The 19802-nt window shown below is 53.2% G+C and carries 20 protein-coding genes; 11 read left to right on the forward strand and 9 right to left on the reverse strand.

Features of this window, described 5'->3' with window-relative positions; all coding sequences use genetic code 11:
- Positions 1-328 precede the first annotated feature (328 nt).
- Positions 329-1549, forward strand: a complete 1221-nt coding sequence (locus tag NYR02_RS10205) for a polyhydroxyalkanoate depolymerase (RefSeq protein WP_260976253.1) — start codon at positions 329-331, stop codon at positions 1547-1549.
- A 97-nt stretch (positions 1550-1646) separates the two neighbouring features.
- Here NYR02_RS10205 and NYR02_RS10210 read toward each other — a convergent pair whose 3' ends face one another.
- From NYR02_RS10210 to NYR02_RS10220, 3 genes are read right to left on the reverse strand one after another with little or no spacing between them, the layout of a single operon-like run.
- Positions 1647-3227: a PAS domain-containing sensor histidine kinase gene (locus NYR02_RS10210; protein ID WP_260976254.1), complete on the reverse strand. Its 1581-nt coding sequence runs from the start codon at positions 3225-3227 to the stop codon at positions 1647-1649.
- Complete coding sequence (locus tag NYR02_RS10215; RefSeq protein ID WP_260976255.1) at positions 3224-4462, reverse strand: DUF917 domain-containing protein; 1239 nt, start codon at positions 4460-4462, stop codon at positions 3224-3226. The genes NYR02_RS10210 and NYR02_RS10215 overlap by 4 nt, the downstream gene beginning before the upstream one ends.
- A gap of 32 nt (positions 4463-4494) precedes the next feature.
- A complete protein-coding gene (locus tag NYR02_RS10220) occupies positions 4495-4698 on the reverse strand; it encodes a hypothetical protein (RefSeq protein ID WP_260976256.1) in 204 nt (67 codons plus the stop codon).
- A 147-nt stretch (positions 4699-4845) separates the two neighbouring features.
- Here NYR02_RS10220 and NYR02_RS10225 point away from each other — a divergent pair, with 147 nt between their 5' ends.
- The 7 genes from NYR02_RS10225 to hemW all read left to right on the forward strand — a co-directional run bounded on the left by NYR02_RS10225 (position 4846) and on the right by hemW (position 11044).
- Complete coding sequence (locus NYR02_RS10225; protein WP_260976257.1) at positions 4846-6477, forward strand: ATP-binding cassette domain-containing protein; 1632 nt, start codon at positions 4846-4848, stop codon at positions 6475-6477.
- 104 nt (positions 6478-6581) lie between these two features.
- Positions 6582-7754, forward strand: coding sequence for a homoserine O-succinyltransferase MetX (metX, locus tag NYR02_RS10230; protein ID WP_260976258.1), 1173 nt, complete (start codon positions 6582-6584; stop codon positions 7752-7754).
- Positions 7751-8353: a methionine biosynthesis protein MetW gene (metW, locus tag NYR02_RS10235; RefSeq protein ID WP_260976259.1), complete on the forward strand. Its 603-nt coding sequence runs from the start codon at positions 7751-7753 to the stop codon at positions 8351-8353. Before metX ends, metW begins: the two co-directional genes overlap by 4 nt.
- Before the next feature lie 2 nt (positions 8354-8355).
- Positions 8356-8832, forward strand: a complete 477-nt coding sequence (locus tag NYR02_RS10240) for a DUF4426 domain-containing protein (RefSeq protein WP_260976260.1) — start codon at positions 8356-8358, stop codon at positions 8830-8832.
- Positions 8829-9443, forward strand: a complete 615-nt coding sequence (gene rdgB / locus NYR02_RS10245; protein WP_260976261.1) for an RdgB/HAM1 family non-canonical purine NTP pyrophosphatase — start codon at positions 8829-8831, stop codon at positions 9441-9443. The genes NYR02_RS10240 and rdgB overlap by 4 nt, the downstream gene beginning before the upstream one ends.
- Positions 9444-9534: 91 nt before the next feature.
- Complete coding sequence (locus tag NYR02_RS10250; protein ID WP_260976262.1) at positions 9535-9879, forward strand: hypothetical protein; 345 nt, start codon at positions 9535-9537, stop codon at positions 9877-9879.
- Positions 9880-9901: 22 nt separating this feature from the next.
- Positions 9902-11044, forward strand: coding sequence for a radical SAM family heme chaperone HemW (gene hemW / locus NYR02_RS10255; RefSeq protein WP_260976263.1), 1143 nt, complete (start codon positions 9902-9904; stop codon positions 11042-11044).
- A gap of 4 nt (positions 11045-11048) precedes the next feature.
- Here the strand turns inward: hemW and NYR02_RS10260 are convergent, their stop codons facing one another.
- From NYR02_RS10260 to ectA, 6 genes are all read right to left on the reverse strand, one after another.
- Positions 11049-11963, reverse strand: a complete 915-nt coding sequence (locus tag NYR02_RS10260; protein ID WP_260976264.1) for a patatin-like phospholipase family protein — start codon at positions 11961-11963, stop codon at positions 11049-11051.
- A 420-nt stretch (positions 11964-12383) separates the two neighbouring features.
- Positions 12384-13331, reverse strand: coding sequence for a TPR end-of-group domain-containing protein (locus tag NYR02_RS10265; protein WP_260976265.1), 948 nt, complete (start codon positions 13329-13331; stop codon positions 12384-12386).
- Positions 13307-14758: an aspartate kinase gene (locus NYR02_RS10270; protein WP_260976266.1), complete on the reverse strand. Its 1452-nt coding sequence runs from the start codon at positions 14756-14758 to the stop codon at positions 13307-13309. The genes NYR02_RS10265 and NYR02_RS10270 overlap by 25 nt, the downstream gene beginning before the upstream one ends.
- A gap of 23 nt (positions 14759-14781) precedes the next feature.
- Positions 14782-15180, reverse strand: coding sequence for an ectoine synthase (locus tag NYR02_RS10275; protein ID WP_260976267.1), 399 nt, complete (start codon positions 15178-15180; stop codon positions 14782-14784).
- 79 nt (positions 15181-15259) lie between these two features.
- The gene (gene ectB, locus NYR02_RS10280; protein WP_260976268.1) at positions 15260-16525 is read right to left on the reverse strand and encodes a diaminobutyrate--2-oxoglutarate transaminase; all 1266 of its coding nucleotides are present in this window, start codon (positions 16523-16525) and stop codon (positions 15260-15262) included.
- An 8-nt stretch (positions 16526-16533) separates the two neighbouring features.
- Positions 16534-17076 carry a diaminobutyrate acetyltransferase gene (gene ectA / locus NYR02_RS10285; protein ID WP_260976269.1) on the reverse strand — a complete coding sequence of 181 codons (543 nt, stop codon included), beginning with the start codon at positions 17074-17076 and terminating at the stop codon, positions 16534-16536.
- A 157-nt stretch (positions 17077-17233) separates the two neighbouring features.
- Here ectA and NYR02_RS10290 point away from each other — a divergent pair, with 157 nt between their 5' ends.
- From NYR02_RS10290 to NYR02_RS10300, 3 genes are all read left to right on the forward strand, one after another.
- Entirely contained in the window at positions 17234-17656 is a 423-nt protein-coding gene (locus tag NYR02_RS10290) for a chemotaxis protein CheW (RefSeq protein WP_260976270.1), read from the forward strand.
- On the forward strand, positions 17656-18204 hold the full coding sequence (locus tag NYR02_RS10295) for a MarR family winged helix-turn-helix transcriptional regulator (RefSeq protein WP_338055942.1): 549 nt from the start codon (positions 17656-17658) through the stop codon (positions 18202-18204). Before NYR02_RS10290 ends, NYR02_RS10295 begins: the two co-directional genes overlap by 1 nt.
- A 274-nt stretch (positions 18205-18478) precedes the next feature.
- Positions 18479-19660, forward strand: a complete 1182-nt coding sequence (locus tag NYR02_RS10300) for an acetyl-CoA C-acetyltransferase (protein WP_260976271.1) — start codon at positions 18479-18481, stop codon at positions 19658-19660.
- Positions 19661-19802 lie beyond the last annotated feature (142 nt).

The raw sequence follows: 19802 nt of genomic DNA on the forward strand, positions 1-19802 counted from the left end.
TTTATGTGATGGCTTTTCTCATGCTAATGGTTGATTTTTAGCTCAGCTCATTTTTTGCCATACGCTTTTAATGGTCCGCAGATATAGCTGTCAGCGCGATCTTTCCTCGCGTCGATGGCGTAAAAACCAGTACAGATTGCACAAACCGCCTGTGCACAACCCCTGACCTGGCCTGAGCAGACAGAAAGGACTCCGATGCGTCTTCCTAAGCGGACAAAAGCTGATCTGCATTGCAGCATAACGGCGAAGGTTTTCTGATAGGCTAGGGTTATAACAACCAGAATGTTCTCACTGTCGCCGGCCGGTGGCAGTCACGGAGGAACGAATCATGCTCTACAAGATGAATGCCCAGATTATGGATGCCATGCGCCCGGTGCATGTGCTCGCACGCCATACGCGCAATATGTTTTATCAGCCGTGGAATCCACTGAATTACGGCATCTTTTTTCGTACCGTACGTGCCACGATGGAGCTGACCGAACGTCTGACCGATTACTACGAGCAACCGGACTGGGATCTGGACACCACGGAAATCGACGGCCGTACCATCGGCATCGAATACAAAACTGTGATTGAAAAACCCTACTGTAACCTGCTGCATTTCCGCCGCCGCACACGCGGACTGGATCAGCCTAAGGTGCTGCTGCTGGCGCCGTTATCCGGCCACTTTGCTACTTTATTGCGCGGTACTGTGCGCGAGTTTTTACCGGACCATGAGGTGTACATTACCGATTGGCGTAATGCCCGTGATGTACCGATGAGCGATGGCGGTTTCCGTTTCGATGATTACGTCGAGTACTTAATCGAATTTATGGAAAAACTCGGTCCGGATACCCACGTACTGGCGGTGTGTCAGCCCTGCGTACCAGCGTTGGTCGCGGCCGGCTATATGGCGATGCATAACAACCCGAATCTGCCGAAAAGCATGAGTCTGATGGGTGGGCCGGTGGATGTCCGCATTAATCCGACCGACGTTAATGACTATGCGTCCGGCCGTGATCTGGAGTGGTTTGAAGATAACGTTATTTGTCGTGTACCGCCGGGTTTTAAAGGCCGTGGCCAGTTGGTTTATCCGGGTTTTATTCAGCTGACGGGTTTTATGTCGATGAATATGGATTCCCATGTCAGTAAGCACTTCAAATTTTTCAGTGATCTGGTGAAGGGTGATGGTGACAGTGCCGAAGCGCATCGTCAGTTTTATAACGAGTACCTTGCTGTTATGGATATGCCTGCGCAGTATTATCTCGACACCATCCGCCGGGTCTTTCTGGAACATCAGTTGCCGAAAGGAGAGTTGGAATTCCGCGGTGAAAAAGTGGATCTTAAAGCCATTAAGTCTATGGCTTTAATGACCATTGAAGGCGAGCTGGACGATATTACCGGACGCGGTCAAACGTCTTGTGCACTGGAATTATGTGCCGGTATTGCCAAAGGTAAAAAACAACATCTGGAAGAAGAAGGGGTTGGCCATTACGGTATTTTTAATGGCCGTAAATTCCGCGAAAGCATTGCCCCTAAAGTAAAAGCCTTTATGAAAAAACACGCCTGAAGGTTTGCGGATAATAAAAAAGCGGCCGTTGTTTATAACTATGGCCGCTTTTTTATGTGCAGAATGTCAGGGCCTGTTTAATTAGTGTTAACAGGCCTTAGGGCGTGCTTGGCGTTGCCGGTGCTTCCCGGCCGGTATGCAAGCGGGCGATGCAACGCAGCAGTTTCTCACCGCTTAAGGGTTTCAGAACCACATCATCCATGCCAGCGTTCAGACAGGTCTGGCGATCCTGCTCCATGGCGTTGGCGGTAAGACCAACAATAGGAATGCGGCGATGATAGTCATCCATTTCACGCAGCAATTGCGTGGCGCGCAGACCGTCCATTACCGGCATATGCCAATCCATTAAAATCAGATCAAAACGTTGCTGCTGACAGAAGTCGAGGGCCTCCTGACCGTGTTCGGCAACCGTTACCTTAATACCGGCATGGGACAGAATTTTTTTGGTCACTAATTGATTGGTGCGGTTATCCTCAACCAGCAGAATCTTCAGGTCGGGTATCTTTGGCAATGGATCAAGCTGACTCGGCACCGGAATATCCTGCATTAATGCCGGATAACTCAGATTAAATTCGAACACCGAGCCTTTGCCGGGAGCGCTGCTGACTTCAATGCTGCCGCCTTTGGCATTCACCAGATCTTTGCAGATAGTCAGCCCCAGGCCACTGCCTTCGTAGCGGCGGGTGGTCGATTGGTCGACCTGGCTGAACGGACGGAATAATTTATTCATATCGTCGGCATGAATACCGATGCCAGTATCGACAACGCGGAAGCGCAGCTGGTGCTCCTGGCCCAGGCGCTTACTCAGATCAATGGTCAGAGATACGCTGCCTTCGTGGGTAAACTTAACCGCATTACTGACCAGATTAAGCAGAATTTGTTTTAGTCTGCCGCCGTCGCCATTCAGCTGGTCAGGAATACGGCTGTCGAGATTCACGCTGAAGCGGATGTTCTTTTCCTGTACCGCATGCTGCACCAGATTCTGCACATCTTTAACGGCTTCGCGCAGTGAGAACGGTGCATTTTCCAGACGGATATTACCACTGTCGATTCGGGCATATTCGAGAATATCTGAGGTCTGGCGGGTAAGAGCTTCGGTCGCATTCAGAATCAACCGGCACAGTTCTTCTTTCTCCTGCGGGTCGTCGCTGTGACGCAATAATTCTGTTGCGCCACGAATACCATTTAATGGCGTGCGCATTTCGTGGCTCATATTCGCCAGGAAAGATGTTTTCACTTCGTTGGCGGCTTCGGCCGCTTTTTGGGCCTGTTTCAGGCGGGTGATGTTACGTGAAATGCCAAAGATATATTGCACTTCACCGGCGGAACCAAAAATCGGAGAAAGCGTGGTGCTCCAATATTGCGGACTGCCATCGTGGCTGGTCAGCTCTTCTATTTCTTCATACTGAATGGGTTCTTTGCGTTCCATGCAGCGTTTGTAATTGGCACTGACCTGCTCATACAAATCAGGGGGCATCAGTTCTTTGATGCCCATATCTTTTGGGGCTGCGGATACCAGCTCCAGACTTAACTGCTGCGACAGGTTGGTTTTTACAAAATAAAAATCGTCCTCCCCAACCCGCAGGATAAACATATTATCCGGCGAGTTGCGCCAGATCTCGTAAAACAGATGGGTTTCGAGATCCAGCCCGCTATCGGGGCGTTTATCGTCGCTCATTTTTCCGCAGTTCCTTTGGCACAGAGCGTGAGGTTCAGGTCTTCAATCGGGATATAGGCGGACACCGCTACGTGATCTTCCGGGAAGGCGCTGAGAATATCGTTCAGGTCATCCATAAACTGGCTGATCACCGGCGTGATGCGGATGGCTTCCGGACAGGCGGTTCCCCACAGGGTACAGTTCTGACCTTCGCGGATATCGGCAGTCGACAGTGGCGAACCCGCAGGGGTTTCGCCGTCAGCGCTGGCAAGCATGATATTGATGCAGTCCGGAGCAATAGCATGTGGCCGCCCTTGTTTTACATCCCAGGCCAACAGGCTTTCGTTTTTGTAATACACCCAGTAATCACCTGTTGGTGCACTGAAAATAATTTTGCCGACATCAAAGCCCCCGTGGGTGCGGTTGATGATTTTGCTGATTTTACCTTCGGTAAAAATGTAGTTATGAATGTGCAGCAGATCGAGCAGCATTGACAACGCCGGTACCGATGGCGAACTGAGAATCTGGCGACCGACGGTCAACGCGCGCCCAACGGAGTTGTACACCAATGAGCCCCTGGCGGCCGGGCTTTGCAGAAAGTTGGTATCCAGCGGATAACAGGCCATGCCTCCCACCTGATGGTATTCCGGCTGACTGACGGTTTCGCGTGCTTTTTCTTCCAGCTCCGCAGCGGTCAGGTCAAGGAACAGGGTTGAGGCAAAGGGTTCTGCTGTCCAGTTGCATTTTACTCCGGCACTGCTTTGGGTATCGGAGGCAATCATCGCCGGGCAGCTCGGTGCATTGGTGGCGGCGAGCAGGGTTTCGGTCAGGCGCGGGTCGGCGCGGCCAGAGGGGTCGGCGTCGATCACTGCAACCTTACCGTCCATCATCGAGGCGATATAAAACGGGATGAGTGTATTCACCGCGCCGATTTCACCGGGCAACAGGTACTCAATGGTTTTGTGTTCTTTTTCTGCCAGATAGGCGCTGAGGCTTTTAAACGCATTCACCGGAGCGGTAAACCCATGGCCTTCGGCGGCCGCATCGGGAGAGCCAAGATCGACCACCATCAGGGCGGTTTTATCGCGCTCAAGTTGCGTGACCGGTAACAGGCTGACGGTACCACTCATGCGTTGCAGAAAATCGAGTGCCATGCTGATCGGGCCGCCGCCACCGGAGGCGAGGAAACAGGCACCGTAAACCAGTGCTTTAAGATCGTCGGTGTTGAGCGTGGTCGGTGTGGCAATAGGCTGCATAGCGGACTTCCTTTTCCTGAGTTGCATCAACTTTAGACCAAAGGTGAAATCGCTGTATAGCGGCAAATGACCTGATCGACCTGATAAGAAGGACGCAGAAGCGTCAACAAAGCGAAAAAACGGCAGAAAAAGACAGTCATAATCTTGTCAGGAACGGCGCTTTTTTCTAATCTGCGACGTCTGAATTCTTCTGCGGAGTCCGCACCGACATGATTTAAACGCCCTGCTTCAGCCATTAATCCATTTCTTCGGTTATTAATCGGCGAGCAGGACCGCGTATGTCGGGTCTGGGTCTGTCTGGCTTTTCCATAAGCTTCCTCTTGGTTCCTTGTACACAGAATCTGTGTCACCCGCTATGCGCCTGCTGCCGCAGGAGTGTCTTTGTGACTCAATCTGTCCTTCTTGAATGTGCTCATCTGAACGACCAAACCGCTGCGGGCGACAGGATTCTGCAGGATATTCACCTGTCGTTAGCGGCTGGCCGCTATGGCCTGTGCGGGCGTAATGGCAGCGGCAAATCACGGCTGCTGACAATGCTGGCAGGGCAGTTGCGGCCAGCGCAGGGGGATGTTCGTTGTTACGGTCGCCTTGGCTGGCTGCCACAACAGCAAACGGACGTGCCGATTAACCGCGACGACTCGGTTGCGGACTTCCTGAATCTGACCGCGTTACTTGAGGCATTGCTGCGGGTGGAAGCTGGCTGCGGGTATGCCCCGGACTTTGAGCTGATCGGTGACGACTGGAACCTGCCAGCCAGGCTGCAACAGATTTTGCCGCAGCATGGTTTTGAGCTGCCGCCCCAGGCATCGTTAGCACAACTGGCGCAGTGCCTGCAGCGGCCATTGCAGACATTGAGCGGTGGTGAACGGATGCGCCTGCAGTTGGCATTACTGTTTGCTGCAGCACCAGATGTGCTGTTGCTGGATGAACCGGGTAATCACCTCGACAGTGCCGGTCAGCAGTGGCTGTTGAAGCAGATAGCGGCTTTCCGTGGCTTGCTGATTCTGGTCAGTCATGAGCGTCCGTTATTACAGGCCATGGAACACATCCTGGAATTGCGTGGCGGCCATCTGCACCACTACGGCGGTCATTACGGGCAGTTTATACAGCAGCGTCGGCAGGAACAGGACGCGCTGCAGCGACAGTTGGAAGGCAGCCGCCAGCGCCTGCAACAGGTGTCGGCCGAAGCGCAGCGCAGCCAGGAGAAAGCCGCCCGCCGGGCGCAGAGTGGTAAGCGCGAGCGCCGCGATGGCAGCCAGAGCAAACTGCTGCTGGATAAACAACGGCAAAGTGCTGAACAGCAGCAAGGGCGGCAGAGTCGTCTGCGCAGTCGCCAGTCAGAGCAGGCGACTGCGCAGCTCAGACAAAATCAGCAGCAGTGGCTGCAGGACGATGCCGGTGCAACGCAATGGTATCTGCCGCAGGCGCAAAACCTGCGCCGCGGTACTGCTCTGCAGGTGACACAGCTACCTTGGCCCGTACCTCAGGCCGCTGTGTCGGCGGATGCCAGCCTGACGTTCAGCCTGCAACAGGGCGAGCGCTGCTGGCTGCGCGGTGCCAATGGCAGCGGTAAAAGTACCTTGCTGACCTTGCTCGCCACGGTGGATAAGGGCCAGCAACATATCCAGCGCCGGGTGCCTGTGCAGCTGCTGGATCAACACTGCCGCCTGTTGCAAAACGAACTCAGCGTGCTCGATAACCTGCAGCAGTTCTCGTCATTAAACGCGACAGCTGCGCGCACGTTACTGGCGGGCGTCGGCCTGTCGGCTGATATTTGCCTGCGCCCGGCGGCGGTCTTAAGCGGGGGCGAACGGATGAAGCTGGCGCTGTTAATGGTGACGCAACAAACGCCGGGTGCGCTGTTGCTGCTGGATGAGCCGGATAATCACCTGGATATGCATAGCCGCGAACAACTGGCGCAGGCTCTGTGCGCGTATCAGGGCGCGATGATTCTGGTCAGTCACGATGAATGGTTTGCCGCAGCCTGTGGGGTAACGCAAACGCTGAAACTGTAAGTGCAACGCCTTGTTGCCAGTAGCCGCTGCTGTCTTCTGGCAACAAGCCTGATAAACTCCGCGCCTTAATTGTCAGCTTTCACCAACGCGGGAAACGAACGCTCATGCCGGATGTTATTCCCGACGACTCCGTCGGTCTGGTCACTCCCCAGTTACAGCATTTTGATCAGCCACTGACCTTGCGCAGTGGCCGGGTTCTGCCGCAGTACGACCTGATGTACGAAACCTATGGCAGCCTGAATTCCAATCAATCGAACGCAGTGTTGATCTGTCACGCCCTGAGTGGTGATCATCACGCGGCGGGTTACCACAGCATGGACGACAAAAAGCCCGGCTGGTGGGATACCGCGATTGGTCCCGGTAAAGCGATCGATACCAACCGCTTTTTTGTGGTGGCACTGAATAACTTAGGTGGTTGCTCAGGTTCGACCGGCCCGACCAGTATTAATCCGGAAAGCGGTGAAGTGTATGGCCCGGAATTTCCGATTCTGGCGGTGCGTGATTGGGTGAACAGCCAGGCGCGGCTGGCCGATGTGCTGGGCATTCAGCAATGGGCTGCGGTGGTGGGTGGTTCGCTCGGTGGTATGCAGGTATTACGCTGGTCGATCCAGTTTCCTGAGCGCGTACGCCATGCGGTGGTCATTGCTTCGGCGCCGAAATTATCGGCGCAGAACATCGCCTTTAACGAAGTTGCGCGTCAGGCCATTGCCAAAGACCCGGACTTTCATGATGGCTGGTATCACAAGTTTGACACCATTCCGAAATCCGGCCTGATGCAGGCGCGCATGCTTGGCCATCTGACGTATTTGTCTGACGATGCCATGCGGCAGAAATTCGGCCGTGATCTGAAAAAAGGCAAACTCAGCTACAGCTTCGCCCCTGAATTTGAGGTCGAGAGTTATCTGCATTATCAGGGGGAGAAATTCAGTACCCGCTTTGATGCCAACACCTACATGCTGATGACTAAGGCACTGGATTATTTTGATCCGGCGGCCGATTTTGATAACGACCTGGTGACGTGCCTGAGTCGCTCGCAGTGCGATTATCTGGTGGTGTCTTTTACCACCGACTGGCGTTTCTCGCCGGAACGTTCGGAAGAAATTGTGAATGCGCTGGTGCATGCCGACAAAAACGTCAGCTATGCCTGCATTGAATCCGACAATGGTCATGACGCTTTTCTGTTACCCATTCCGCGCTATATGGATATTTTCAAAGCCTATATGCAACGGGTGGCGGCCAGTATTCCACTGGATAATGCGGCGGAGGTTACAGCATGACGGTATTACGCGATGACCTGGCCATTATCCAGCAGTGGGTTAAACCCGACAGTCAGATACTCGATCTTGGCTGCGGTGAAGGCTCGCTGCTGAGTTACCTTAAGCGCCATAAAAATGTGCGTGGTTATGGCCTGGAAATTAACCCGGAAAAAATCACCGCCTGCATTGCCAACGGCGTGAACGTGATTGAACAGGATCTGGATAAAGGCCTGAGTAATTTTAAAGATAACAGTATTGATACCGTCATCATGACTCAGGCGTTGCAGGCTGTGCAGCGCCCGGATCTGTTGCTGGATGAAATGCTGCGCATCGGTGACGAAGCCATTGTCACTTTCCCGAACTTTGGTTACTGGCGTACGCGCTTTTATCTGCTGCTGAAAGGGCGGATGCCGATGTCGGAAACCCTGCCGTATAATTGGTATGACACGCCCAATATTCACATGTGCACCTTCCGCGATTTTGAGATGCTGTGCCGCGAAAAAGGCATCCGTATCCTTAATAAAACCGTGGTCGATGACCAGCATAAAGAACACTGGACGATTCGTCTGTGGCCGTCCATGCTGGGTGAAATAGCCGTTTATCACATCACAAGGAAATGATCATGAAAGCACTGACTCAGGTTTTTACCGCATGTTTATTCACCCTGTGTGCCGCCTTCAGCCCGATGCTGCTGGCCGCCGACCGTGGTGAGCAAAAACAGGTCTTTGGCGACTACGAAGTTCATTATATCGGCCTTAACTCCAGCTTCCTGCCACCGGAAGCGGCCGAAGCCTATGGCATTACCCGTTCACGGGCGCTGGGTTATATCAGCGTGTCGATTCTGCATAACGAAGACGGCAGCGATATGCCGGTTATGCCGGTTGCCGTCAGCGGTAATGTAACGGGTAAAATCCGCAATCTGGTCGGTCAGAGCCGTGAGCTGGAGTTTCAGGAAATTAAAGAAACCAATGCGGTGTACTACATCACCACCTTCCGCTTTGACGATGAAGATATGTACAACATCGACCTGAAGGCAACACCGGAAGGCCAAAGCCGTACCTTTGATGTGAAATTCAGCCAGCGATTTTACGAAGAATGAGCAAAATAGTACTCGCCAGCGGAAACGCCGGAAAACTGCGTGAATTCTCAGCTCTGTTCGATACCCACTTTGCTGAGCAGAATATTGAGCTGATTCCGCAAACTCAGCTTAATGTGATTGAGGCAGAAGAAACCGGCCTCAGTTTTGTTGAAAACGCCATCCTCAAAGCACGTAATGCCTGCGCTGCCACCGGTCTGCCGGCATTGGCCGATGATTCCGGTCTTGAAGTCGATGCCCTGCAGGGCGCGCCCGGAATTTACAGCGCCCGCTATGCCGCTGCGGATGATGGCTTCGGCCAGGGCGACAGTGCCAATAATGCCAAGCTGCTGGCGGCGCTGAAAGACGTGCCCGAAGCGCAGCGTACAGCCCGTTTCCAGTGCGTACTGGTGTATATGCGCCATGCCGCCGACCCAACGCCACAGGTATTCCAGGGCAGCTGGGAAGGCCGTATTCTGACAGCGCCTGAAGGGCATGATGGCTTTGGCTATGATCCGCTGTTTTTTGTACCGGGTGAAGGTTGCGCCTCGGCCAGCCTGAGCAAAGAACGTAAAAATCAACTTTCTCACCGTGGTCAGGCGATTCAGCAACTTCTGGCGCGCTGGCACGTCTGATACTCCTTTCCGGGTTGCTTGATCCGGGATCGCAAGTCTGGCCCGCGCTTATGGTGCGGGCTTTTTTATTATTTTTTACAAAGAGTAATGTGTGGATATTTTCGACCAGCTTGAACAGAAAGTGTTACGTACCATCAGCAGCATCGAAACCCTGCAGCTGGATAATATGCAATTGCAGGAAGACGTACAGAAACTGAACAATGAACAGCAGCAGACCCGGCAGCAACTGGCTGAAGCTGCTGCGCAATTGGTTGAACGCGATGCTGAAGCTCTGGCTCAGCAACAGCAGATTGAGCAACTGAATGCGCAAATACTACAAATGCAGCAAGACAACGAGCGTCTGAAAAAAGACAATACGCGACTGTCACACGAAAATAACGAATGGGCCGCCAAGGCAGAAACCTTGCTGCAGGCACTGGATCTGGCCGAAGTCTGAGCCGGAAATTGAGGAAGTAATCATGCTGCATCTGCCGCCGCTGAGTCTGTATATTCATGTTCCCTGGTGTATCCGCAAATGCCCATACTGCGACTTTAACTCGCATCAGGCTGAGGGCGATCTGCCGGAGCGGGAATATATTCAGGCACTGCTGGCCGATCTGGATGAAGACCTGCGCTGGGTGCAGGGGCGGGAGATTCACAGCATTTTCTTTGGCGGCGGCACGCCCAGCCTGCTGTCGGCCAGGGCCTACGAAGTACTGTTTAAAGGACTGAAGCAGCGCCTCACCTTTGCCAAAGACATTGAAATTACCCTCGAAGCCAACCCCGGCACCTTTGAGGCAGAAAAATTTTCTGCCTACCGTAAACTGGGGATCAACCGCTTATCGATTGGCATACAGAGCTTTCAGCCCGAGCACCTGCAGAAGCTTGGCCGTGTGCATGATCGCGAGCAGGCACTGCGGGCCATTAAACTGGCAAAAAAAGCCGGCTTTGATAATTTCAATCTGGATTTAATGCATGGTTTACCGGGGCAAACGGTCGAACAGGCGCTGGACGATCTGCAACAGGCGCTGGCGTTTAAGCCGACGCATTTATCCTGGTACCAGCTGACCATAGAACCCAATACCGAATTTTATAAACGTCCGCCGCAGTTACCGGAAGACGACGCCTTATGGGATATTCAGGAGGCCGGGCTGGCATTACTGGCGGAGCACGGTTTCGACCACTACGAAATATCGGCTCATTGCCAGCCGGGTAAAGCCTCGAAACATAATCTGAATTACTGGCAGTTTGGTGATTACCTTGGCATTGGCGCCGGAGCACACGGCAAAATCACCCTGGCCGATGCCAACGTAATTTACCGCACGCAGAAAACCCGCCTGCCACGGGACTATCTCAATCCGGATAAAACCTTCCTGACCGGTAAGCAAACCATTGAGCCGGAAGATATTGGCCTCGAATGTTTAATGAACGGCTTGCGCCTGCGCGAAGGCATGCTGGTGGATGACTTTGAATACCGTACCGGCCTGACACTGGATGCTGTGGCAGAACCTGTGGCAAAAGCCCGGAAGCTGGGCTTATTAAATGTCGATAAACGCATTTATCCAACCGACAAGGGCCAGCAATATCTGAATGAACTGCTGGCGCTTTTTTTAACGGAATAAAGCGTCAAGCCACCTGGCCGGATTCTGCCGTCGTAGCAAAATGTTGGTTAAGCCATGCCTGACCTGCGCTTTTTCCTTGTTCGTAGCCCCGTTCAATTTTTCCCAGATTCATTGTCAGTCGACTGACCGGAAAATCATCCGGCGGAGCGATGACGCGAATACGACATCCGGCCGGGGGATTATGAATAAAATCCAGACTGGCGTTGTAATCGGCTGAACGCTGCTGCATGGCGGCCAGCAGAGCGGCGTCGTTACCGAACATTTTTTCCAGTGCTTTCTGCATCAGGCTGTCATCGTCGTCGCTGGCTTTTTCTTTTTTGCGATAACCCAGTGGTCGCGACAGCACAACGGTAATATCACGCGCTCCCATCTCCCAGGCTTTACGTACCGGAATGGAATCGGCGACGCCGCCATCCACATAGCGTTCACCGTCTACAACGATGGCTTTGCGGAAAACAAAAGGCAGAGCACAGGTGGCGACCATCACCGCGTGAATGTTATTAGCCGTGACCCGTAAATAGCACGGTTTGCCGTCGCTGGCGCGGGTGGTCACCGCATAAATCGGCAGTGTTTTGGACAGTTGCCGGGTATGCAGCGGCAATTGATCGTGGGCGTAATTCCACAGCCAGTCGACATCGGTCAGATGGCCGCCACGCATAAAGCGCAGCGGACTGAAAAAGCCCCGGCTGCGGGCAAAGCGGGTAATTACATCGCGATTTCGTCCCGGCTGACGAGTGGCATAGGCGGTCAGGTTGGTGGCCCCGGCAGAAACACCAAGGGCGAAATCAAACGGATAAACACCAGCCTGCATAAAGGCATCCAGCGCACCGGCTGCAAAAATGCCACGCATAGCACCACCTTCAACCACCAGAGCGCTGGTCGCTGTTGCCGGATTGCTGCCAGAAAATAATTGGGTCATCGTGCCTCCTGCCTGTTTCGGGGTGTGCTGCTTATTGTGCTATTTGGCGTGTTGCACCAGATGCACTGATTGTCGTCTGCTCGCGCAGCGGCGGGAAATGAAAATATCTTATGCCTCTGATAGCTGCGGTAAAACGTTCAGCCATGGAACAGGCTGTTTAGCAGTGGAGTGAGGTGTCATTGGTGACAATAATATGCATGGGTATGGTTGCCGTGCTGCGAAATAAACAGCAGTAGGCGGGACGTTATTACTGGATTTGCATCTGATATTTCAGATCAGGTCTGAATACAAAAAAGCCTGAATATCCGTCTTGGAGATTCAGGCTTTCAGGGGCAGATATTCAGGGTCAGATATTCAGAGATGCCTTCGATTGACTGGCGGCAACGCTGCGAAGCAGCCGTAAGCATTCACTGGCAGATGTTAACTCACGCTGGCGTCATCATCTTCATCCGGCGGCAATACCACCATTTCCAGAAAACGCTCATTCTGCAGCAGGCTTTCAAAGCTGATATCGCGACCAGCCTGTAAGCGCAGCGAGTCGGCTTTGTCGATGGCGCTTTGCAGGTCGCGCAGGGCTTCTTCCACTGCGCCACTTTCAGCGTGGGCACAGGCGCGCTGATACAGCGCGTGGCTGTTTTCAGGGTCAACTTCCAGTGCCCGGTTGGCAAGGCTGGTTGCCCATTGTGCCTGGCCGAGTAATAACGCCGCGTCGGCTTTGTAGGTCAGGGCTTCTACATCATCCGGGCGTAATTGCAGAATCTGATCGTAGATGGCGATTTTACTCTGCGGAGTATTTTCCTGAGAGGCTTTCAGCCATAACGAATGGATATCGTTAGTGAGTTCGATTTCTTCCTGCGCCTGAGCAATATGGCGCGATTTACGATGCAATTCGTCTTCCAGTTTATCCAACCGCTTTTCATAACTGGCGGTGATGCGCCGGATTTCATCATTGGCAAAGGCGCCGACACGTTCTTTGATATCGCGTAGTGAATTCCAGCCAATTAACACCAGCAGCGTCGATGCACCGGCAATTAAGTAGAAAAAATAAGTAACGGTATCGGTGGCGTAGGTCAGAGCTTTACTGGCGACATCCAGTTCTTTATCGACGATTTTTTCCGTCAGTTCGACCCGTGCATCAGCCACCTGCTGGCGCAGATTTTTAACTTCATCCAGCAGATAGCGTTCAGTAAATGCGCTGTATAACGGCGCTTGCAGCTGTTCTATCGTCTGCTCTGCTTTTTCGTCGTTCAGGGTTTGTTGGTCTTTGCTGTCTTCGGCTTGTGCAGCCACTGGCATGGCCAGGGCTGCACAGAAACCAATCCATTTCAGGAAAGAGGTCAGGGTCAGGCGGTTTTCTGGTCTGGCCATGTATCGGATTGCTCTATCAGTTTTGAATGAAGTGCTTTTACGGCACTGGCATAGTCATTGTCGCTGACAAGGAACATTATATCCACCTGACGCATGGCCTGGTGTACCGAGCGGATATTCACTCCGGCATCGGATAATGCTCCAGCCGCTTTTTGCAGCAGACCGGTAATTTTCATATCACTGCCGATTGCACTGACCATCGCCAGTTTTTCAACGCGGATATCGGCTTGCTGATAGGCCTGTTGCACGCGCTCCATCAAACGGTTAATCCGGCGTTTGTTACCTTTTAAGTAAAAGGTGACGGTGTTGGCGTTAAAGTCTTTGGTCAGCACCCGCACTCCGGATTCCAGTACCAGATCATTCATACGCTGGCTGTAAGATGGATCGCCGACCATATCCTGATCGAAAATCTCCAGCGCCCAGACGTTGCGTGTTCCGGCAATAATTTCCACTTTAGGGGTACTACTACAGTAGTCGCTGTGAATCACAGTGCCACTGTGTTCTGGCTCAAATGTGTTTTTGATGCGCAGCAGGATATTCTGTTTACGCAGTCCGGCTGCGGCACGCGGGTGAATGGCTTCCATCCCGAGGTTGGCCAGCTGGTCAGCAACGTCGTAGTTGGTCTGGCCGATCGGGTGTACCTTGCCATCGCCAACCATCATCGGGTCAGCGGTGCTGAGGTGATATTCTTTGTGAATAACGGCTTCGCGCGCACCGGTAATGGTGGCAATTTTGCTGAAGGTCATTTCACTGTAGCCACGGTCAAAGGTACGCATCAGGCCTTCACGGCACTGGGTGTAACCGGTGACAATCGGCATTTCTGTGCTCAGATCGACATCACTGAAGGCCTGGGCAATATGATCATCCAGGCTCAGTTGTTCGTCAGAGCGCCAGTTGGTGAGGTCAATAAAGCGTGCGTTGACATCCTGGCTGCGCAGCAGTTGCACGGAATTAAACGCACTGTGCGCTTCCCCCAGAGCACTGAGCATTTCGCGTACGCGGTGCAGATGGTCATCCAGCTGGAAGTGACCAAAGCTGCAAACCACTTCAAGATGTTCCAGGCACTCATGCACATCCTGAATGCGTTCCTGAATAAACTGATCCGCGCGCTTATTCATCATGGTGTCATCGGCAAACAGGTCGGCATTGACGGCCAGCATACTGTTCAGCACTTCCTGCAGTTTGTCCTGCCATGGACGGTTTTCGTCCATTTCGGCAAACAGGGCATACACACCGGGCTCGCCGCTTTTTTTGTGTTCCAGCAAGCCGTTGGTCATACCGGCATAAGCAGAAACCACGAATACCCGCTGATATAAGGTTTCGCCCAGCGTTGGGTGCTTGTAAGGGCGCAGCCAGATATTGTGTAAAACATCCTGATATCGACTCATCGACGTGCCGCCGATTTTTTCTACCGTATGGTGAGTCATGGTGTCTCCTTTCTGGCGTCAGTTCAGGCTTTCAGAGGATCGGCATCCAATGCATAAACGCCGTCTTTATCGTGTACTTCGTTGCCGATTAATGGCGGATTAAACACGCAGGCCATCTGCATATCGCTGAAACCGCGCAGCAGATGCTGGTCGTGTTTATCAAGAACGTACAAGGTGCCGGGCTTAATCGGGTAAACCTTACCATCGGCTGTGGTTTCGATTTCGCCTTCGCCACTGATGCAGTACACCGATTCAAGGTGATTCTGGTACCAGATCGGGGTTTCGGTGCCGGCGAAAATGGTGGTGATGTGGAAAGAAAAGCCCATGTTGTCTTCTTTCAGCAGCATGCGCACACTTTTCCAGTTGCCACCGTTGATGTTACGTGTGGAGTTTTCGCACTCTTCGAGAGTTCTTACGATCATAATTCTTTACTCAGTATCGGTTAAATAAACCGCCTGCCGGGTTTCCCGGCGGCAGGCGATTTTTATCAGGCGGGAGCGCTCAGGACGCTTTGGAGATTTGTTCGGCCATGACATCGGCAATGCACTCGGCGAGGATGCCAAGGCCAGCTTTTAGTGTGTCTTCTTCGATGGTCAGTGGTGTCAGAATTTTTACCACCTGACCGTCGGAACCGCTGGTTTCAATAATGAGACCGCGTTTAAAAGCCAATTCAGTAATGCGGCTGGCAACCTGACCGTTAACACACTCCAGACCTTGCATAATACCGCGGCCTTTGTGCTTCATCTGACCACCGTGTTCGGCCTGAATTTCTTTCAGACGGCTGCGGATCAGCTGCGCTTTTTTCTTCACGCTCTGGCTGAAGCTGTCATCAGCCCAGTAAGTTTCCAGCGCCATGCGGGCAGTAATAAAGGCATGGTTATTACCGCGGAAGGTACCGTTGTGCTCGCCTGGCTTCCAGGTATCGAGTTTTTCTTTCAACAGCACAATGGCCATTGGCAGGCCGTAGCCGCTGAGGGATTTGGACAGTGTAATGACGTCCGGCTCGATACCGAATTCTTCAAAGCTGAAGAACGTACCGCTACGGCCACAACCGGCCTGAATGTCATCGACAATCAGCAGCATGTTGTAACGCTTACACAAAGCCTGCAGGCCGAGCATCCAGGCGGCTGAAGCGGTGTTCAGACCACCTTCACCCTGAATGCATTCAACGATCACGGCGGCTGGATGCCCCAGACCTGAAGAGCCATCCTGCAGCGCTTTTTCAAAATAATGCAGCGTATTGAAATCGCCCAGGTAGCCATCGTAAGGCATAAACTGCACACCTGGCAGCGGCATGCCGATGGCGCTTTTGTAGTAGTTGTTAGCGGTTACGGCAGCGGCACCCTGAGTCACGCCGTGGAAACCATTGGTGAATGACACAATGGTCTGACGGCCGGTATTTTTACGCGCAATTTTCAGCGCGGCTTCTACCGCGTTGGTACCGGTAGGGCCAGTGAACTGCACTTTGTACTTCATTTTACGCGGCTTAAGAATGCGCTCGTTGAAGCTTTGCAAAAAGGCGGTCTTGGCTTCGGTGTGCATGTCCAGGCCATGGGTGATGCTGTCCGACTCGATGTATTCCAGCAGTGCTTTCTTAAACACGGGGTTGTTGTGCCCGTAGTTCAGCGTGCCGGCGCCACCGAGGAAGTCGATGTATTCATTGCCTTCGTTGTCAGTGAGGATGGCGTTCTGCGCTTTGGTGAATGTCACCGGAAATGAACGGCAGTAGCCACGCACGTTGGATTCGAGTTCGTGATAGATATCCATGGTGTTTTTTACTCCTGTGCAAAAAGCATGAAGGGACCAATATGAACCAGCGTTTCGCTGTCGTGAGCACCGCCAAAGTGTTGTTCGCGGTTAAACAGCTCGCTGGTATTGAGAGGGGCGCCAAGGCTGTTAGCCAGGCGACGGAAGGTATTCCACGAGGCATCATTGCCTGGCGTAATACTGGTGTGCAGGTGATGCACAACGTGTTGATGGCGTTTGAGCAGAGCATGCAACATGCGGCTGGCGAGCCCTTGTCCGCGTGCTTTGCTGTCTACCGCAACCTGCCAGACAAATAAGGTGTCAGGCTGATGGGGCAGACGGTAGCCGGAAATAAAGCCGACCATGTCGCCGTTCTGTTCTGCGACAACCGCGGTGTCGGCGAAGTGCGAACACTGCAGCAGATTGCAGTACATTGAATTGACATCTAAAGGCTTGCAGCGCTCAACCAGAGAAAATACGGCATGACCGTCGGTTGCTACAGGCTTCCGGAAGGTGATATTGCTTTGATCTGTAATGTTTTTTTCTGACGTTTCTGTCGAAAAAGTATCCATTTTTTGCTTTCAGATGCCACGTACCGATTAATTAGCCTAGTTTTTGCTCAAGATGGCTAAGAATTAATCATTACGGCAACTGCCATTTACTTAGAACCCTAAACAATTTAGCATCGTGGTAATTTATTTACAACTCTAAATAATATGAGGCGATTCTATGAACGCTCAAAAATGGCTCACATTCCGCCTGGATGAAACCTGCTATTGCCTGCCGGTTCAGCAGGTGCGCGAGGTGTCACATTTTCAGCAGCCGGAGCCGGTTCCGGGGGCCGAAGCGACGGTCGCCGGTATCATTAATCAGCGTGGCGATGTGGTGACGGTGCTGGATGGGCGCACGTTACTGGGGCTTGCGCCGCAGGAAGCAACGGATGACAGCCGTATCATGACGCTGGAGCTGGAGCATGAGGTGGTCGGGGTTGTGGTTGATCAGGTGCAGGAAATCATCGAGCTGGACAGCGCCGAAATTGAGCCGCCTCCTGAGGCGCAGCGGCTGATTCTGGGGACATATCAACAAGGTGACTCGTTGTTGGTTGCGCTGAATCCGGATCAGATCGGAAAGCTGCCGGAGGCCGATGGATAATGAATGTTTTGAACTCTAACGATGTTAGAATCGGGTCTTATCAGAATGATCCGGACAATGACATGAACCGTTACGATGAGGTGCTGGTTGCCCTGCGCCGTATTATCCGCGCGACCGACCTGCACTCACGCCAGTTGAGTAAAATTGCTGGCCTGACGGCACCGCAGCTGCTGATTCTGCAATTGCTGCGTCAACATACCGAATTGACGGTGGGAGAGGTTGCCCAGCGTGTGAGCCTGTCACAGGCAACGGTTACGACCATTATTGACCGTCTGGAAAAGCGCGGCTTTGTAAAACGCGAACGCGGCAGTGCCGATAAGCGCAAAGTTTACGTCTATCTGACGCCGGAGGCGGATGCCGTGTTGCTCAACGCCCCGAAGCCATTGCAGGAAAGCTTTGTGCAGCAGTATCAGGATCTGCACGATTGGGAACAGACGATGATTCTCAGCTCGCTCGAGCGGGTGGCTTACATGATGGATGCGCAGCACATCGACGCCTCGCCGGTGCTGGATGTCGGGGCGCTTGATCGTATCGACCGCGACGCCTGAAACTCCCTTTCGGACGCTCTCCTCTGCGCTATTAAACTGCCACGCTTATGGCGTGGCTCGCACAAAGCCTGTTCCTCTCCTGCACCAATGTCACGCCGCACAGTATTTTCTTTCGGGTATAATGGCGCGCCTGCACCTGCCCGGCGTCCGGTTTTTCCGCGCCCGACAAAGAGGACAAGCGCCAGCCGTTGGACTGAATTAGCGGCTGAGGTTCATGAATTCGTCATCCTCGCTGTGCTACTCAATGCAGGCCCTCATATTCTGGAGAATTTCTATGACTGACGTAGTAATCGTTGCCGCGACCCGTACCGCTATTGGTTCATTTGCCGGCTCACTGGCCAGTGTTCAGGCGGTGGATCTGGGTGCGACGGTAATCCGCTCATTGCTGGAAAAAACCGGTATTAACCCGGCTGAAGTTGATGAAGTGCTGATGGGGCAGGTATTAACGGCGGCGGCCGGTCAGAACCCGGCGCGCCAGGCGGCAATTAAAGGCGGCCTGGCCAATACGACGCCGGCGATGACCATCAACAAAGTGTGTGGCTCCGGTCTGAAAGCGCTGCATCTGGCGGCTCAGGCGATTAAAGCCGGAGATGCCGACTTGGTGATTGCCGGTGGTCAGGAGTCGATGTCTAACGCTCCCCACGCGTTGCCTAATTCACGCAATGGTCAGCGCATGGGGCCATGGAGCATGGTCGATACCATGGTGGTGGATGGTTTGTGGGATGCGTTTAACGATTACCACATGGGAATCACCGCCGAAAACATCGCCGATGAATATCAGATTTCCCGTGAAGAACAGGATGCCTTCGCGGCGGCGTCTCAGGAAAAGGCACTGGCTGCCATTGCGGCCGGTACTTTCAAAGACGAAATCACGCCAGTGATCATTCCACAGCGCAAAGGCGATCCGAAGGTATTCGATACCGACGAAAACCCGCGTGCCGGAACCACCGCCGCCAAGCTGGCAGAAATGCGCCCGGCGTTTAAGAAAGACGGCAGCGTCACCGCAGGTAATGCGTCTTCGCTGAATGATGGTGCCGCCGCCGTGATGCTGGCCAGTCGTGAAAAAGCCGAAGCGCTGGGCCTGCCGATTCTGGCCACCATCAAGGCTTATGCGAATGCCGGTGTTGATCCGAAAATCATGGGAACCGGCCCGATCCCGGCGACCAAAAAATGTCTGCAAAAAGCTGGCTGGAACCTGGCCGATCTGGATCTGATCGAAGCGAACGAAGCTTTCGCTGTGCAGGCTTTGTCCGTTAACAAAGGTCTGGGTTGGGATGCGGATAAAATTAACGTGAACGGCGGCGCGATTGCGCTGGGTCACCCGATTGGTGCATCAGGCTGCCGCATCTTCGTTTCGCTGCTGCACGAGATGATTCGCCGCGATGCGAAAAAAGGTCTGGCGACACTCTGTATCGGTGGTGGTATGGGTGTTGCCCTGGCGGTTGAGCGCGCTTAACCAGTACTGACGCGCAGATGTAAAAAAGGGCAGCCAGTGCTGCCCTTTTTTATGACCTTGTCTCGTCCTGAATAGAGTTGACACTTTCCAACCCCAAAAACAGGAAAGTGTGATGTTATCAACCTCCAAGCGAACCCAGCGA

Source organism: Thalassolituus pacificus, assembly GCF_025318105.1.
Taxonomy (GTDB): Bacteria; Pseudomonadota; Gammaproteobacteria; order Pseudomonadales; family Oceanobacteraceae; genus Venatoribacter; species Venatoribacter pacificus.

Coding starts and splice junctions, on each gene's coding strand:
- NYR02_RS10205 (WP_260976253.1), top strand. CDS start 329: ATGCTCTACAAGATGAATGCCCAGATTATGGATGCCATGCGCCCGGTG.
- NYR02_RS10210 (WP_260976254.1), bottom strand. CDS start 3,227: ATGAGCGACGATAAACGCCCCGATAGCGGGCTGGATCTCGAAACCCAT.
- NYR02_RS10215 (WP_260976255.1), bottom strand. CDS start 4,462: ATGCAGCCTATTGCCACACCGACCACGCTCAACACCGACGATCTTAAA.
- NYR02_RS10220 (WP_260976256.1), bottom strand. CDS start 4,698: ATGGCTGAAGCAGGGCGTTTAAATCATGTCGGTGCGGACTCCGCAGAA.
- metX (WP_260976258.1), top strand. CDS start 6,582: ATGCCGGATGTTATTCCCGACGACTCCGTCGGTCTGGTCACTCCCCAG.
- metW (WP_260976259.1), top strand. CDS start 7,751: ATGACGGTATTACGCGATGACCTGGCCATTATCCAGCAGTGGGTTAAA.
- NYR02_RS10240 (WP_260976260.1), top strand. CDS start 8,356: ATGAAAGCACTGACTCAGGTTTTTACCGCATGTTTATTCACCCTGTGT.
- rdgB (WP_260976261.1), top strand. CDS start 8,829: ATGAGCAAAATAGTACTCGCCAGCGGAAACGCCGGAAAACTGCGTGAA.
- hemW (WP_260976263.1), top strand. CDS start 9,902: ATGCTGCATCTGCCGCCGCTGAGTCTGTATATTCATGTTCCCTGGTGT.
- NYR02_RS10260 (WP_260976264.1), bottom strand. CDS start 11,963: ATGACCCAATTATTTTCTGGCAGCAATCCGGCAACAGCGACCAGCGCT.
- NYR02_RS10265 (WP_260976265.1), bottom strand. CDS start 13,331: ATGGCCAGACCAGAAAACCGCCTGACCCTGACCTCTTTCCTGAAATGG.
- NYR02_RS10270 (WP_260976266.1), bottom strand. CDS start 14,758: ATGACTCACCATACGGTAGAAAAAATCGGCGGCACGTCGATGAGTCGA.
- NYR02_RS10275 (WP_260976267.1), bottom strand. CDS start 15,180: ATGATCGTAAGAACTCTCGAAGAGTGCGAAAACTCCACACGTAACATC.
- ectB (WP_260976268.1), bottom strand. CDS start 16,525: ATGGATATCTATCACGAACTCGAATCCAACGTGCGTGGCTACTGCCGT.
- ectA (WP_260976269.1), bottom strand. CDS start 17,076: ATGGATACTTTTTCGACAGAAACGTCAGAAAAAAACATTACAGATCAA.
- NYR02_RS10290 (WP_260976270.1), top strand. CDS start 17,234: ATGAACGCTCAAAAATGGCTCACATTCCGCCTGGATGAAACCTGCTAT.
- NYR02_RS10295 (WP_338055942.1), top strand. CDS start 17,656: ATGAATGTTTTGAACTCTAACGATGTTAGAATCGGGTCTTATCAGAAT.
- NYR02_RS10300 (WP_260976271.1), top strand. CDS start 18,479: ATGACTGACGTAGTAATCGTTGCCGCGACCCGTACCGCTATTGGTTCA.